We start from the raw sequence: 14256 nt of genomic DNA on the forward strand, positions 1-14256 counted from the left end.
AAGAATACCCTAAGCCATTACCATTTTCCTTACACGAAAAGTCAAAACGGCGTACTTATCACGTAAAGCGCGTCTAAACCTAATACACCTGAACCGAGGCAGGATCAACGGATTGGTCTTTTTTTGAAATTAATTTGCTTATTTAAATAAGCACTCAACGCTAGTTCAATTGGAGTCAATCATGAGTACCTACAAAATGGTTTGTCCGCACTGCCTAAGCAAAATGCGTATTCGCACGAGCGAGGGTCGGCATATTTTCTTACGCGTGGCCTATTTACAATGCACCACAGAAGCCTGTGGCTGGTCTGTCAGGGCCGAGTTTGAAATGACCCATGAGCTCTCTCCCAGTGGCATGCCAAACCCCAATGTTCATCTTCCCTGCGTTAACAGGGAACTGCGCCAGGCTGCACTGCCCTCCACACAACCTGTCGAAGAAGCCGCAGGGGTGAGGTTATGACATATAGCCATTCAGACATTAATAGATATGAACATATCCAACAATCTGCGCTTGCGTTCTTACAGCGCCACCACGTTCGACACATAGGAAACGACCAGGTACTTTTTTGCAACACGGTTAATTATTTGAGCTCAAGTTATGGAATTAGCCGTTCCGTTGCGCAGAAACTGACCAGCCTTGCCTACAGTGATTTGAAAATCGTCCATGAGCGACAACGCCTGGACTTAAGCGCCAGTAGCGATACGCTTGCAGTTATCACTGATCCTTGCAGCAGTATGACGTGGGCCGTCCCAGTTGCTGTTATTGCAGAAAACCTGATAGACACTCTGGATAATTGTCGACTGCGACTCGTTTAACTTAAATAACGTTCCCACCTCACACCAGGCAGTCTTACCTGGTGTGCAAAAAACCAAGGCCTTTGGCTTACCCTGCACACCACGCATGCCGATGACAACTCACACTTAATCGACGGGTAGTTTCCAGTCGATAGGGGTCAAACCATTCTGCTCAAGAAACTTGTTAGTTCGACTAAAGTGTCCATTCCCTATAAACCCGCGATACGCGGAAAGCGGCGATGGATGCACTGACGTGAGCACCAGATGCTTGGTCGCATCTATCAGTTTCTGTTTGCTTTGTGCATGGGCGCCCCATAGCAAAAAGACCAACTTTTTCTGATGCTCACTTACGACCTTAATAATTTGATCCGTAAAGTGTTCCCAGCCTTTTTTAGCGTGGGAAGCGGCATTGGCGCGCTCTACCGTCATCGTCGTATTGAGCAATAAAACCCCCTGCGTTGCCCAGTGTTGCAAGCAACCATGAGGGGCAATATCGATATTCAGATCACGCTTGAGCTCTTTATAAATATTGACCAACGAAGGCGGTACTGGAACACCCGGTGGAACTGAAAAACACAGCCCGTGCGCCTGGCCTGGACCGTGATAGGGATCCTGCCCAAGAATGACTACTTTGACGTCATCCAGAGGCGTCAAATTAAGCGCATTGAAAATAAGCGGCCCCGGGGGATAAATTTCTTTTCCCGCTGCATGCTCTTGACGCAAAAACTCGCGCAACAAGCCCATATAAGGCTTTTCAAATTCATCACGCAAAGCCTGTTTCCAGACTGGCTCAAGTTTTATACGGTCATCCGACGTCATGGGTACACCCTGAGAATCAATGGAGCGGACACTAAAAAAGCTCAACACGCTTGTCAATTGATCTGTACGGAAATGACTATGAATGAGCACATTAGTCATCGCCCCTGCGTGCCAATGCATTCATGCCGCCGCCTGATCAACCTGCCTGATTTCAAAGATATTGACTCACACGCGGCACACGACGCATACAATAAAACTCACGCCTGCGAACTGACCACCGGACTGACTGCCATGATATCCCCCTCCCTTTGCCCCGTATGCGGGGCGCGAAATGATTGCGCACTGGCAAGTCCCGACCTGGCTGCTCACCCTTGCTGGTGCTTCAACGTCAGCATAAATCCGGAACGCCTGAAAGCGCTGCCAGTCGAGCAGCTAAACGTCACCTGCCTCTGCCCGCGCTGCGCAGATGTACAAAGGCAATTACCGTCTGCGCCCCCTCAAGGCCTCGCGTAAGATACTCGCTTGAATCTCAAATGATTGATCGCTATGCGTGTAGACCGCTTTCTGAGCAACTTGCCCCAATTCAACCGTGCACAAGCTCGGTTGGCACTTGCTGAACAACGTATCAAGGTCGATGGGCGGATCGTTAGCGATCCACACCATGACATCAGACCTTTCTGTTGTATCGAGTACGACGGGCAAATCTTGCAAGCTGGCAAGTCTGCGCGTTACTTCATGCTGCATAAGCCGCCCGGCTGTGTCAGTGCTACTCAAGACCCTGAGCATCCAACCGTTCTTGATTTGCTCAATGAACCTGACAAGCAAGAGCTGCATATCGCTGGCCGCCTGGATTTTAATACCAGTGGATTGATGCTGATTACCAACGACGGACACTGGTCGCGACGCCTGACCCAACCCGACACCAAAATGCCCAAGGTGTACTACGTCGAGACCGAGCAGCCTATAGGTGTCGAATACATTGCAAAGTTCTACGAGGGCGTCTATTTCGCTTTTGAAGATCTAACAACCCTGCCCGCACAGCTCCAATTGCTGACGCCGCACAGTGCTCGTTTGAGCATCGTTGAGGGTCGCTATCATCAGGTCAAACGCATGTTTGGTTTTTTCAATAACAAAGTCGTTCATCTGCACCGTGAAAGCATAGGCCCATTGGTACTGGACAGCCGACTGGCACCTGGGCAATACCGGGCACTCACCGCTGAAGAAATCGCACAGTTTTAAACCCAATGAGGGCTGCTCCAGGAGAGAGCCTCCTGCTCTGTGGTCAATTTGATAAAGTCGATGTTCGAGCCGACGCTCTCGAAATGGCTGTAAATGACTCATTACCAGAATAAAAACTTCTCATATGCTCTGACTTCTGGTACAAAGTCAGCCGCTTCAAGCGGGTATAGTTTAGTGGCAAAACGAAAGCTTCCCAAGCTTTAGTTGAGGGTTCGATTCCCTCTACCCGCTCCACTTCTTTATGGCTTTTACCCCTAAGAAACCTTTAGTGGTGGGCATCTGCAACATTCAACCTCCGGCATCCATTGCCACTCCCGCCTGCTCAACGCCTCAGCTTTTTATCCCTGTACATCGCCGTGTCTGCATGACACAACAGCTGCCGGAATTGCTCTCCATGATCGGGATACACCGCGAACCCAATACTGGGGAATATACTGAGTGTTTGCCCTTCAATCAGTAATGGCTGACTAAGATTTTGGCGTATTTTCTCGGCGACAATCGACGCGTCTTCAGGCTGCCTGAGGCTTTCCAGTATCAAAACAAACTCATCGCCACTCATCCTTGCCACCGTGTCACTTTCACGTACGCTCTGCTTCAAACGCTGGGCAATCTGCTGCAATAACGCATCACCGATAGCATGCCCATAGTTATCATTGACGGCCTTGAAGTGATCCAGATCGATAAAAAGTACCGCCAAGCACGCCTGTTCCCTCTGTGCTCGGGCTAGCGCACTCTTCAGGCGCTCATAAAAAAACTCTCGGTTAGGCAACTGAGTCAATGCATCGTATTGAGCCAAAAACTGCAGCCTGTTAATGAGCTGTTTTCGCTCAATCGCGGCTGCCACCTGGGTCGATACGAACTGCAAAAGCTCTTTATGGGATTCACTGTAGCGTTCATCTCCCAAGGAGCTTTTGACTACCAATGCCCCAATAATGCCACTGGGGGTAACCAGCGGCACACACAACCACGAACTGGAGGCTTCGCCGCAGCGCAACACGGCCTGGCCACTGCGGATGACTTCCTCACTTAACACACGGACTTCAGTGAGTTGCAGGTGCTCATGATCATCAATGTGATAAGGAAAACTTACCGTGCCCTGATCCTGATCACAGAGTGCTACTGAAAAGTTCAAGGCCGGGAGCCACTGCCCGATGAGCATATGGACGCACTTGAACAACTCAAGCAAATCTTCGGCCCCGTGAGCAGCTTCTGAGATCGCAAAAATAGCCTGCTGGCGCAACTCGGCATTCTTTCGCTCTGTTATGTCGCGAGCCACGGCCACACGCAACTGATAGGTCTGCGACCAGCGTGCAGACCACGAAATATGCACCACACGACCATCCTTGCGCACATATCGGTTTTCAAAGTTAAACTTGGGTTCGCCGGCCATGATCTCAGCGGCAGCCTGCAAAGTACGAGCACGATCAGCTGGATGTACAAGCGCCATGACGGGCTGACCAATCAGTTCATCTTGCTCGTAACCGAAAATACGCTCGCAAGCAGCACTGACATATACAAAGCGACCATTACGGTCGACCACGCATATAGCATCGAGTAACAGGTCAATAAAACTGACTTGAGACAGATATCCTTTTAAGTCCATAGCCAACCTGGCGCCTCAAGATTTTACATTGTTAACTTTCAGCCTAAAACGAGCCACAAACGAGTCGCCGTTTCACCGAAGCGCGTACAGCAAGCCGGGCAAAGCATGCATCAACGCACTGATAGCAAAACCGATAAACATAACCCCGCACAACCGGGTAATCAGTACCTCATGGCGCTGATACACCGCACGGACGTGCCCCGCACCTACAACACCGATCAAAATCAGGTAAGCAGCCGCGCCGCCCACAAAACTCAACGCAATGAGCCACGGCAACATATCCCAAGTCAAAAGTTGTGCTCGACTGGAAAGCAGCGCAGTAAACGTAGCCACTGCAACCGGATAGGCTTTAGGGTTGGTCAGGCCAAAGACCACGCCGTGGGCAAAGGGTTGACGAGACGGTCCTTGCTGGCCGCCACTGCTGTGTTGAGCACGCACTGCACGCAGCCCTAACCAAAACAGATAAAGCCCACTGATTAAGCCAAGCACATTGAAAGTGGTACTGCCAAATTCACGCGCGCCCACGATGGCAATCAATGCGGTACTGCACCACAACACATCGCCCAGCAAATGCCCGCATAAAAAACCGGCTCCGGCACGCCGCCCGCGAGCGGCTCCAATACCAAAGACCGCCAACACTCCAGGCCCCGGAGTGATGCCATAAATAAAGCCAGATGCCAGTACAGCGATTAATAGCGATGCAGTCATGCAAAATGCTCCTTGAGATCATCCCTGCCACTCTCCAGCGCTTGCAAGGTGCGCTCGATTTTGCACGTTCTGCCAAACTATGTAACCGCATGTTGAGCAAATGTCTGCGTTGATGCCTAAAAAGAAGCCAGAACACTTAAGGCTTATTGTCGACGACCCAGAATATTCACCACCAGACGATCCACCCACCCCCAAATTCGCTGTTTGACGCGCCCCCACAGCGGCCTTCTTTGCCAGGCTTGCAAACTGATTGGCTGGCTTTGACTAAAATCGTTCACAAAACTGACGACCACGGCCTGCGTCAACACAGGATCGAGTGCTTCAAGATTGGCCTCAAGGTTGAAGCGCAAATTCCAATGGTCAAAATTGCAAGAGCCCAGACTGACCCAGTCGTCGACCAGGACCATCTTCAGATGCAAAAAACACGGCTGATATTCGAATATTTGTACGCCTGACTTAAGTAGCCGAGGGTAATACCGGTGCCCCGCATAACGTACAGACGGATGATCAGTGCGTGGACCGGTCAATAACAGCCGCACATCCACCCCTCGACTGGCTGCACGCCGCAGAGAGCGGCGCACGCCCCATGTAGGCAGAAAATACGGGGTCGCCAACCAGATGCGCTCCTTTGCACCGTTGATCGCTTGTATCAGCGAGTGCAGGATATCGCGGTGTTGATGCGCATCGGCATAGGCCACACGCCCCATGCCCTCGCGCTCCCGAGGTGCGCTCGGCAAACGCGGCAAGCCAAAGTGAGTGGCTGGCCGCCACGCCTTACGACTTATATTGGCGCGCCATTGACGATCGAACAGCATCTGCCAGTCTTGAACCAAGGGGCCCTTAATCGCAACCATTACCTCATGCCACTCGCATCTGTTGTCGTCAGGCTGCCAGAATTCATCCGTAACGCCCGTGCCACCGACCACCGCCAACTTCTGGTCTACCAGCAACAACTTGCGATGATCGCGATAGAGGTTGTTTACCCCTCGGCGCCAGCTCAGGGGATTGTAAAAACGCAGTTCTACGCCTGCATCCGTCAAGCGACGACGCAGCCCCATGGTAAATGCCAGGCAACCATAGCCATCAAACAAGCAGCGCACTTTCACTTCACGCCGGGCGGCCTGCTCCAGCGCCTGAACAATGGCTTCTGCGCAACGACCTGCCTCAACCAGATACAGCTCCAGATCAACATGGGCTTGCGCCTGATCTATAGCAGCCAACATTCGAGGGAAAAATTCAGACCCGTCAATCAGCAAATCAAATTGATTGGCACCACGCCACGGGAACACTGCGCCCGCCATGTCAGCGCGCCGTAAAGATCAGTACCGCACCCACCGGTACCGAAAAACTGATGGCCGACAAACCCGCTATTTTGCGCAACGCCTCAAGCTCTGGTTGCAAACCAAAATCTTCAGCCTGAAGCATCAACGGCTCAAGGGTCACCACTTGAAAGCGGCGCTCATCGAGACGGGTAGCCAGCAATTGGGCTTCATAGGTGTGTTGTTTGCCTCGCAAGCTGACCGTAACAGGAAGATGCAACTCCAGTTGTGCCCCGTTGGCCAAATCATTAATAGGCTGCAAATCAATCTGGGTGGTGACCTGCGCTTCCGGGAAGTGCTTGAAATCAAATAACACGTCGCGCATGCGCTCATCGCGCAAAGGCACTGCGCTATTGACTGAATCCATTTCGATACGCAATTGCGCACGGCCATTGCGCTCTACTTTGCCGTGCAACACCAGAAAACGATGAAGATTGGAGACGTTCGCATTCTGCGTCGTAATGAAAGACAGCCGCGACGACTCTCCGTCAAGGTACCAACTGGCTTGAGCCGACAGGCTCACCCCGAGCGTCAGCAACAAGGCATACATAGAAGATAGGAGCGTTTTAAACATAAAAACTCATCGGCAGTTAAACGTGGGCGAACATTACCCTGAGATCACAGTATGGGCAGAATTTTCTAACACTGCCCTATGACGCTAACGCATACCCACAGTTCAACCTGCACGTGTTTGCGTAACCTCTGTCATACAAGCGTCATCTCAGCGTCATGCTGATGACATTGCGCCTGCCTAGCTTGAAGTTGCACACCTCAGTCGATTGGCAGAAACCCAAAGCGGGCAAAAAGCCTGCACGGAGATTCGCAATGTCTCAGATCGCCCGTATTCGCGCCACGTCCCCAGAACGACGCTTGCAGGCAGAACGCCTGACCACCTGCAACGCTGTGCGTGAAGCTCAAGCCCTGCGCTTTCGTGTATTCAGTGGGGAACTGAAGGCAGCCCTCAAAAGTGCCGTGCCTGGGTTGGACATCGACACTTACGACGCTCATTGCGCCCACATCGGTGTTCGCGACCTCAATAGCGGCCAATTGGTCGCCACCACTCGCTTGCTGGATCATGAAGCAGCACAGAGGGTGGGCAACTTTTACAGTGAGCAAGAGTTCAACCTTAACGGTCTTGCTCACTTAAAAGGACCGGTGCTTGAGATTGGTCGAACCTGTGTCGATCCTGCTTACCGTAATGGTGGCACTATCGCCGTGCTCTGGGGGGAACTGGCTGAAGTCCTCAATCAAGGTGACTATCGCTACCTGATGGGCTGCGCAAGCATCCCGATGCAAGACGGCGGCATGCAGGCCCAGGCCATCATGCAACGACTGCGAGAGCGGTATTTATGCACCGAGCATTTGCACGCACAGCCGAAAAAGCCGTTGCCGCCACTGGATATACCGGCCAACGTGATCACCGAAATGCCGCCCTTACTCAAAGCCTACATGCGTCTGGGCGCAAAGATTTGCGGCGAGCCCTGCTGGGATGAAGACTTTCAGGTCGCCGATGTATTTATTCTGCTCAAACGTGACGAGCTGTGCCCGCGTTACGCGCGTCACTTCAAGGCGGCGATGTAATGAACCGCCTGCGTCAATACACTCGGCTCGCACGGGTTCTGGGCGTTGTAATGTTGGGATTGGGCATGGTTTGCATCTTTGGGCTGCTGGCGCATGTGCGGCCGAGCAAGACGCCGGCGCTGCGGCAACGATGGTCACAGTTCTTTATGGCTCGCCTGAGCAATGCCCTGCCCTTTCGCATCACGGTAGTGGGCGAACTGCCAGCAACCCCCATGCTATGGGTCAGCAACCACGTATCGTGGACCGACATTGCGCTGCTCGGGCAACTGACGCCAGTGTCTTTTCTATCCAAGGCAGAAGTGCGTTCATGGCCTGTAGCAGGCTGGCTGGCAGCCAAGGCCGGGAGCCTTTTTATTCGCAGAGGTGCGGGCGAGAGTCATCACATACGCGATCAGATGAAGCGCCATCTGCAACAACAGCTGCCCCTGCTGATGTTCCCCGAAGGCACCACCACCGACGGGCACTCAGTGCGCACATTTCATGGTCGGTTGTTGTCGGCAGCCACTGAAAGCCAAGTGCACATACAACCCGTCGCCATTCGCTATTTACGCGATGGCGAGAATGACCGGGTTGCCCCCTTTATAGGTGATGACGATTTGCTGTCACACCTGCTGCGCTTGTGTGCTCACCGTCAAGCCAGCGTAGAAATCCATCTGCTTGAACCGATCGACAGCCAACACCAATCCCGAGCTGTGCTCGCCCATAGGGCACAGGAAGCCATAAAACAGGCTTTAACAGGATCGACAACGACCTCTAAAGAGCCTCTGGATGATGGGCTCAGCCTTCAGAACGCCTAAGAAGAAGAGCCTGCATTTCCTGCAGGCTCACCTATGGTGGTCAGCTGAGAGGCGGCAAACGCCTGCAATTGCGGATAAAACGCTCGAAAATCCTCACTGAGGGGTTCATACAGAAGCCGCAAATCCTGCATGGCCCCCGCCAGCTCCTCAGGCTTCGACAGACGCCGCGCAATCCCGTTGAACACTCTCTCCAGAACCGAAAACTGCCGATACGAACCCAGCCAGTCATGCGCAGCCATGTGGGGCGCGATTGCAGCCAAGCGTTTGGGCAATTGCGGTTGTGCCTCCAGCACGCGGTAAAAACCTGAAGTAAAACGCTCTAATGGGACCTCGGCGTAGAACGCCCAGTCCCGCGCCAGGCAATGATCGAAAAAAACATCCAGCACAATGCCCGCATAGCGACGGCGGGTATGGCTAAAGCGAGACAGGGATTGATCGACTAAAGGATGGGCGTCAGTGAATACATCGATGCTGCGGTGCAGCTGTATCGCTGATTCAATGACTGGGCTGTATTCACCTTGCAAGCGGCCTTTGACGAAGTCGCCATAAAGACTACCGAGCAATTCTTCAGGCCGCTGGCCGCCGAGGTGCAGATGTGCGAGATAATTCATGCGCGCAGTTTAGCACTGCCACTCCAATATCGTTATAACCCGATATACCGATTCGAGCTGATCTCAGATCGAATTCATATTTGTATATCGCGATATAACGATTTAAAGTTCGCCTCATCGCGATATAACGCTGCACTTCATTGAGCACTGCCACCATGCCGATCGACCTCGACGAAATAATAAAAGCGCTGGCACACCCAGTACGCCGAGAAATCATCCGTTTACTCAAAGACCCTAAAACCGAATTTCCGGACCAGCTTCACAGCACCGAACACGGTGTCTGCGCCGGGCAGTTCGACCAATGCCTGGGCCTGTCGCAATCCACGGTGTCCGCCCACCTGGCCACCCTCCAGCGCGCTGGCCTGATCAGCAGCCAGAAGGTAGGTCAGTGGCATTTTTTTAAACGTAACGAAGAAACCATTCAAGCGTTTCTCGCCACATTGAGCCAAGAGCTTTAACAAGGATATTCATGCCCCTCTCGCTACTTATTCTGGCGCTCAGCGCTTTTGCCATCGGCACCACGGAATTCGTCATCATGGGTTTGCTGCCCGATGTCGCAGCTGATCTTGGTGTCTCTATTCCCGGAGCGGGCTGGCTGGTAACCGGTTATGCGTTGGGCGTGGCTATCGGTGCTCCCTTCATGGCGCTGGCAACTGCAAAACTGCCGCGCAAGGCCGCCCTTGTTGCATTGATGGTGATTTTCATCATTGGCAACCTGCTCTGCGCACTGGCCAGTGATTACAACGTGCTCATGTTTGCCCGCGTAGTCACTGCTCTGTGTCACGGTGCGTTTTTCGGGATTGGCTCCGTGGTCGCTGCTGGCCTGGTGCCCGCCAACAAACGCGCTTCGGCAGTGGCATTGATGTTTACCGGCCTGACCTTGGCCAACGTACTGGGCGTGCCGCTGGGTACTGCGCTGGGGCAAGCAGCGGGCTGGCGATCGACTTTCTTTGCAGTGACCGTTATTGGTGTTGTAGCGCTAATCGGCCTGATCCGCTTTTTGCCTGCCAAACGCGACGAAGAGAAGCTCGACATGCGTGCTGAATTGGCAGCGCTAAAAGGCGCAGGCATCTGGCTGTCGTTGAGTATGACCGCGTTGTTTTCTGCGTCGATGTTCACCCTGTTCACCTATGTCGCCCCCTTGCTTGGCGATGTGACAGGGGTGTCGCCCAAAGGCGTGACCTGGACGTTGCTGTTGATCGGCCTGGGCCTGACGGTGGGTAACATTATCGGCGGCAAACTGGCAGACAAGCGTTTGGCTGCGACCTTGATCGGCGTATTTATCGCAATGGCAGTCATTTCAACTGCATTGAGCTGGACCGCCGTAGCCGTGATCCCGACTGAGATCACGCTGTTCCTCTGGGCCACTGCAGCGTTTGCTGCCGTGCCTGCCCTGCAAGTGAACGTTGTGACCTTCGGCAAAGCCGCGCCCAACCTGGTATCGACCCTGAACATTGGCGCTTTCAACATTGGCAACGCACTGGGTGCCTGGGTTGGGGGCAGCGTCATTGCCCACGGCTTTGGCCTCACCAGCGTGCCACTCGCAGCGGCTGCCCTGGCGGTGCTCGCGCTGCTGATCACACTGATTACATTTCGCCAGGCCGGCAACCCCGAGCTGGCGACTGCCACACATTGACTCTTGAGAGGGCTGTATAAATGACGACTATTTTCGATCCGATCAAGCTGGGCGACCTTGAACTGCCCAATCGCATCATCATGGCTCCATTAACCCGCTGCCGCGCTGATGAAGGACGCGTCCCGAATGCGCTAATGGCGGAGTATTACGTTCAACGCGCATCTGCCGGGCTGATTCTCAGCGAGGCCACTTCGGTAACGCCAATGGGCGTCGGCTACCCGGATACGCCTGGCATCTGGTCTGACGATCAGGTACGCGGCTGGACCAACATCACCAAGGCCATTCATGCTGCCGGCGGGCGCATTATGTTGCAGCTCTGGCACGTAGGCCGGATCTCACACCCGATGTATCTCAATGGGGAAGCTCCTGTAGCACCGAGCGCCATTGCAGCCAAGGGCCATGTCAGCCTGGTTCGCCCAAAGGCTGATTTCCCGGTACCGCGCGCGCTGGAAACCGCCGAAATAGCCGAGATCGTGGAGGCTTATCGCACAGGTTCCGAAAACGCCAAGGCAGCAGGTTTTGACGGCGTGGAAATTCATGGCGCCAACGGCTACTTGCTTGATCAGTTCCTGCAAAGCAGTACCAACAAGCGTACGGACCAATACGGCGGCAGCCTGGAAAACCGCGCACGTCTGCTGCTGGAAGTCACCGATGCCGCCATTGAAGTCTGGGGCGCAGGCCGGGTTGGCGTGCACCTCTCGCCACGTGCCGACTTGCACGACATGGGCGATGACAATCTGGCTGAAACCTTCAGCTATGTGGCCAGTGAATTGGGCAAGCGCGGTATTGCATTTATTTGCTCGCGTGAAAAAGAAGGCACCGACAGCCTCGGACCACAGCTTAAAGCTGCGTTTGGCGGGCCTTACATCATCAATGAGCAGTTCACCAAAGAAAGCGCAAATGCCTGGATAGCTGCGGGGAAAGCGGACGCTGTGGCGTTCGGTGTACCCTTTATCGCCAACCCAGACTTGCCTGCGCGCCTGAAGGCCGATGCTCCTCTCAACGAGGCGCACCCTGAAACGTTTTATGCCAAAGGCCCAGTCGGCTACATCGACTACCCAACGCTGTAAGGCGCCATCATAAAGGCGAAATCAGACAGCCTTTAAACCCGCGCAACGCAAAACGCCCAAGATATTAGTCTTGGGCGTTTTGCTTTAATTCTGGCAAAAAAAGGGGCGGTTTGACCCGCCCACATTTTTTCCCTAGTCCCTTTTTTCCTTCTCATCATCCTGATGAATCGCGTCCTGCGATGTCCTCTGACGTTCATCCTTGAGCGCCGTATCAATCCGTCGACACAGTTGAGATATTAAAGTTTTAAAAAATTGGCGCAAGCGCATCAGTTACAGGTTCTTATTACCTATTGTCGACTTTGATAAAATAAAAACCGTTTAAAATCAATGAGATAGATTAGTAAATCCAGAGACAACAAGTTTATGACGGTTTTTTAAGCGCTTCACTTACATCAGATGTAAGCAAAGGCTTACAACCAACGACAGCAAAGGCCCGTTTAACCCATAACCCTCCACCGCCTCGCGCGGAACGAATGCCAGCTCCAGCGGCTAAAAGATCACAAAGGAACGCCCTGAACCTGCACACCGGATTGTTACTGTTTCTCCAACATTGCTTTCCAGTCTTTGGGATTTATCCAAAACGCCATGAGCCTAAAATGGGTACAGCTTCCAAACAAAGCCACGAAACGCCAGCCTGTCAGGGTCCAAGCAAACCACCCACCCACGTTTCGTAGTGCCTTCAGCCTATTTACCTGCGACTGAAGACGTCATTCGTTTGCACTGTTGGGACATAGATAATGAAACTGTTTAGAACGTTGGTTGCCGCTTCTTTCGTCGTGCTGGGCAGCCAAATGGCCTTTGCCGATCAACCCGCTGCAGAGCAATACACGTACAGCTCTAATCTGGACATTGCCAAAGTGGTACACATGGATCCCGTTCCTGAAGATGTCTGCGGCGTGGTTTCCCTGCAAATGACTTACCTTGACCACCAGGGCCAAGAGCACACCATGCAATACAGTGCGATGGGTAACGGCTGCTCAAATAGCTAGAGCCGAGTCCCAACAAGGGTTATCGAACATAAAAAAATGCCCTGAGCCATCAGCCCAGGGCATTTAAGTCATATCAAAAACCGGTATTACTGAAACAGCGACTCACTCGAAAGACCATTGCGCTCAAGGATCTCTCGCAGACGCTTAAGCCCCTCGACCTGAATCTGGCGTACACGCTCGCGTGTCAGGCCAATCTCAAGACCAACGTCCTCCAGCGTGCTGCTTTCATGGCCACGTAAACCGAAGCGGCGAATCACCACTTCACGTTGTTTGTCGGTCAGTTCAGATAACCACTGATCAATACTTTGCGACAAGTCAACATCCTGCAGCAGATCACACGGATCTGTAGGACGGTCATCGGTAAGGGTATCAAGCAGCGTTTTATCGGAATCTGGCCCCAGAGACACGTCAACAGACGATACCCGCTCGTTGAGTCCAAGCATGCGCTTGACCTCTGCGACAGGTTTTTCGAGCAGATTGGCGATTTCTTCAGGGGAAGGTTCATGATCGAGTTTTTGTGTCAGTTCGCGAGCGGCTCGCAGGTAGACATTAAGCTCTTTGACGACATGGATGGGCAAACGAATGGTACGGGTCTGGTTCATGATGGCCCGCTCAATTGTTTGACGGATCCACCACGTTGCATACGTCGAAAAACGAAACCCTCGTTCGGGATCAAACTTTTCGACAGCCCGAATCAGCCCCAGATTGCCCTCTTCAATCAGATCGAGCAGCGATAAGCCACGATTGACATAACGCCGGGCAATTTTCACCACCAGTCGCAAGTTACTTTCAATCATGCGCTTACGTCCGGCAGGGTCTCCGCTTTGCGACAAGCGTGCAAAGTGAACTTCTTCTGCAGGAGAGAGCAGCGGCGAAAAGCCAATTTCATTGAGGTACAGCTGGGTTGCATCAAGCGCCCGGGTGTAATCAATGTACTTGTGCTGTTTGGCTGCTACAGTTTTCTTAGACTTGGTGCGGGATGCAGGGGGTGAATCGTCTTCTTCTGACATCAAGTCGTTATCGATGTCGGCGTCCATAAGGAGCACCTCATCGTCGATGTCAAACCCCGGCACTTCTTTGTTGAGAGCCATTGATATAGTCCTTTGGTGAGTTCGACCTCAAGCTCAAGCACCGCCTTAATCCTTGGCAATG

At 53.0% G+C, this 14256-nt stretch carries 16 protein-coding genes and 1 tRNA gene; 10 read left to right on the top strand and 7 right to left on the bottom strand.

Annotated features, from left to right (window positions below):
* Positions 1-181 precede the first annotated feature (181 nt).
* On the top strand, positions 182-457 hold the full coding sequence (locus EQV93_RS13535) for an ogr/Delta-like zinc finger family protein (RefSeq protein ID WP_122781890.1): 276 nt from the start codon (positions 182-184) through the stop codon (positions 455-457).
* Positions 458-918: 461 nt separating this feature from the next.
* Here the strand turns inward: EQV93_RS13535 and ung are convergent, their stop codons facing one another.
* Positions 919-1611, bottom strand: coding sequence for a uracil-DNA glycosylase (gene ung, locus EQV93_RS13540; protein WP_240891733.1), 693 nt, complete (start codon positions 1609-1611; stop codon positions 919-921).
* A gap of 231 nt (positions 1612-1842) precedes the next feature.
* Between ung and EQV93_RS13545 the strand changes: the two genes are divergently transcribed.
* The 3 genes from EQV93_RS13545 to EQV93_RS13555 all read left to right on the top strand — a co-directional run bounded on the left by EQV93_RS13545 (position 1843) and on the right by EQV93_RS13555 (position 3024).
* Positions 1843-2064: a cysteine-rich CWC family protein gene (locus tag EQV93_RS13545; protein ID WP_146385526.1), complete on the top strand. Its 222-nt coding sequence runs from the start codon at positions 1843-1845 to the stop codon at positions 2062-2064.
* A gap of 33 nt (positions 2065-2097) precedes the next feature.
* Entirely contained in the window at positions 2098-2790 is a 693-nt protein-coding gene (locus EQV93_RS13550; RefSeq protein WP_240891734.1) for a pseudouridine synthase, read from the top strand.
* Positions 2791-2950: 160 nt separating this feature from the next.
* Positions 2951-3024 (top strand) — tRNA-Gly (locus EQV93_RS13555).
* A gap of 88 nt (positions 3025-3112) precedes the next feature.
* Here the strand turns inward: EQV93_RS13555 and EQV93_RS13560 are convergent.
* From EQV93_RS13560 to EQV93_RS13575, 4 genes are all read right to left on the bottom strand, one after another.
* Positions 3113-4393, bottom strand: a complete 1281-nt coding sequence (locus tag EQV93_RS13560; RefSeq protein WP_240891795.1) for a diguanylate cyclase domain-containing protein — start codon at positions 4391-4393, stop codon at positions 3113-3115.
* A 72-nt stretch (positions 4394-4465) separates the two neighbouring features.
* The gene (locus EQV93_RS13565; RefSeq protein ID WP_240891735.1) at positions 4466-5101 is read right to left on the bottom strand and encodes a LysE family translocator; all 636 of its coding nucleotides are present in this window, start codon (positions 5099-5101) and stop codon (positions 4466-4468) included.
* A 143-nt stretch (positions 5102-5244) separates the two neighbouring features.
* Complete coding sequence (locus EQV93_RS13570; RefSeq protein WP_240891736.1) at positions 5245-6402, bottom strand: phospholipase D-like domain-containing protein; 1158 nt, start codon at positions 6400-6402, stop codon at positions 5245-5247.
* Between the two features lies 1 nt (position 6403).
* On the bottom strand, positions 6404-6994 hold the full coding sequence (locus tag EQV93_RS13575) for a YceI family protein (RefSeq protein ID WP_240891737.1): 591 nt from the start codon (positions 6992-6994) through the stop codon (positions 6404-6406).
* A gap of 251 nt (positions 6995-7245) precedes the next feature.
* Here EQV93_RS13575 and olsB point away from each other — a divergent pair, with 251 nt between their 5' ends.
* The gene (gene olsB, locus EQV93_RS13580; RefSeq protein ID WP_146385254.1) at positions 7246-8001 is read left to right on the top strand and encodes an L-ornithine N(alpha)-acyltransferase; all 756 of its coding nucleotides are present in this window, start codon (positions 7246-7248) and stop codon (positions 7999-8001) included.
* Positions 8001-8798, top strand: a complete 798-nt coding sequence (locus EQV93_RS13585) for a lysophospholipid acyltransferase family protein (RefSeq protein ID WP_240891738.1) — start codon at positions 8001-8003, stop codon at positions 8796-8798. The genes olsB and EQV93_RS13585 overlap by 1 nt, the downstream gene beginning before the upstream one ends.
* On the opposite strand, the gene EQV93_RS13590 is transcribed toward EQV93_RS13585, so the two are convergent.
* Complete coding sequence (locus EQV93_RS13590) at positions 8795-9409, bottom strand: acyl carrier protein phosphodiesterase (protein WP_240891739.1); 615 nt, start codon at positions 9407-9409, stop codon at positions 8795-8797. The two genes, EQV93_RS13585 and EQV93_RS13590, sit on opposite strands and share 4 nt — an antisense overlap.
* A 155-nt stretch (positions 9410-9564) precedes the next feature.
* Between EQV93_RS13590 and EQV93_RS13595 the strand changes: the two genes are divergently transcribed.
* The 4 genes from EQV93_RS13595 (at position 9565) to EQV93_RS13610 (ending at position 13104) form a co-directional block, all read left to right on the top strand.
* Complete coding sequence (locus EQV93_RS13595; RefSeq protein WP_122781880.1) at positions 9565-9867, top strand: ArsR/SmtB family transcription factor; 303 nt, start codon at positions 9565-9567, stop codon at positions 9865-9867.
* A gap of 11 nt (positions 9868-9878) precedes the next feature.
* Complete coding sequence (locus EQV93_RS13600; RefSeq protein ID WP_122781879.1) at positions 9879-11045, top strand: MFS transporter; 1167 nt, start codon at positions 9879-9881, stop codon at positions 11043-11045.
* Positions 11046-11065: 20 nt separating this feature from the next.
* Entirely contained in the window at positions 11066-12115 is a 1050-nt protein-coding gene (locus tag EQV93_RS13605; protein ID WP_240891740.1) for an alkene reductase, read from the top strand.
* A gap of 737 nt (positions 12116-12852) precedes the next feature.
* Entirely contained in the window at positions 12853-13104 is a 252-nt protein-coding gene (locus EQV93_RS13610) for a DUF2790 domain-containing protein (RefSeq protein ID WP_336247126.1), read from the top strand.
* Positions 13105-13190: 86 nt separating this feature from the next.
* Here EQV93_RS13610 and rpoS read toward each other — a convergent pair whose 3' ends face one another.
* Positions 13191-14195, bottom strand: coding sequence for an RNA polymerase sigma factor RpoS (rpoS, locus tag EQV93_RS13615; RefSeq protein WP_122781874.1), 1005 nt, complete (start codon positions 14193-14195; stop codon positions 13191-13193).
* Positions 14196-14256: the final 61 nt, after the last annotated feature.

The organism is Pseudomonas sp. TMW22091, assembly GCF_022496705.1.
Classification (GTDB): domain Bacteria; phylum Pseudomonadota; class Gammaproteobacteria; order Pseudomonadales; family Pseudomonadaceae; genus Aquipseudomonas; species Aquipseudomonas saxonica.

What these genes read in the sequence shown, in the direction of transcription:
- EQV93_RS13535 (WP_122781890.1), top strand. Translation starts at nt 182, where the DNA reads ATGAGTACCTACAAAATGGTTTGTCCGCACTGCCTAAGCAAAATGCGT.
- ung (WP_240891733.1), bottom strand. Translation starts at nt 1,611, where the DNA reads ATGACGTCGGATGACCGTATAAAACTTGAGCCAGTCTGGAAACAGGCT.
- EQV93_RS13545 (WP_146385526.1), top strand. Translation starts at nt 1,843, where the DNA reads ATGATATCCCCCTCCCTTTGCCCCGTATGCGGGGCGCGAAATGATTGC.
- EQV93_RS13550 (WP_240891734.1), top strand. Translation starts at nt 2,098, where the DNA reads ATGCGTGTAGACCGCTTTCTGAGCAACTTGCCCCAATTCAACCGTGCA.
- EQV93_RS13560 (WP_240891795.1), bottom strand. Translation starts at nt 4,393, where the DNA reads ATGGACTTAAAAGGATATCTGTCTCAAGTCAGTTTTATTGACCTGTTA.
- EQV93_RS13565 (WP_240891735.1), bottom strand. Translation starts at nt 5,101, where the DNA reads ATGACTGCATCGCTATTAATCGCTGTACTGGCATCTGGCTTTATTTAT.
- EQV93_RS13570 (WP_240891736.1), bottom strand. Translation starts at nt 6,402, where the DNA reads ATGGCGGGCGCAGTGTTCCCGTGGCGTGGTGCCAATCAATTTGATTTG.
- EQV93_RS13575 (WP_240891737.1), bottom strand. Translation starts at nt 6,994, where the DNA reads ATGTTTAAAACGCTCCTATCTTCTATGTATGCCTTGTTGCTGACGCTC.
- olsB (WP_146385254.1), top strand. Translation starts at nt 7,246, where the DNA reads ATGTCTCAGATCGCCCGTATTCGCGCCACGTCCCCAGAACGACGCTTG.
- EQV93_RS13585 (WP_240891738.1), top strand. Translation starts at nt 8,001, where the DNA reads ATGAACCGCCTGCGTCAATACACTCGGCTCGCACGGGTTCTGGGCGTT.
- EQV93_RS13590 (WP_240891739.1), bottom strand. Translation starts at nt 9,409, where the DNA reads ATGAATTATCTCGCACATCTGCACCTCGGCGGCCAGCGGCCTGAAGAA.
- EQV93_RS13595 (WP_122781880.1), top strand. Translation starts at nt 9,565, where the DNA reads ATGCCGATCGACCTCGACGAAATAATAAAAGCGCTGGCACACCCAGTA.
- EQV93_RS13600 (WP_122781879.1), top strand. Translation starts at nt 9,879, where the DNA reads ATGCCCCTCTCGCTACTTATTCTGGCGCTCAGCGCTTTTGCCATCGGC.
- EQV93_RS13605 (WP_240891740.1), top strand. Translation starts at nt 11,066, where the DNA reads ATGACGACTATTTTCGATCCGATCAAGCTGGGCGACCTTGAACTGCCC.
- EQV93_RS13610 (WP_336247126.1), top strand. Translation starts at nt 12,853, where the DNA reads ATGAAACTGTTTAGAACGTTGGTTGCCGCTTCTTTCGTCGTGCTGGGC.
- rpoS (WP_122781874.1), bottom strand. Translation starts at nt 14,195, where the DNA reads ATGGCTCTCAACAAAGAAGTGCCGGGGTTTGACATCGACGATGAGGTG.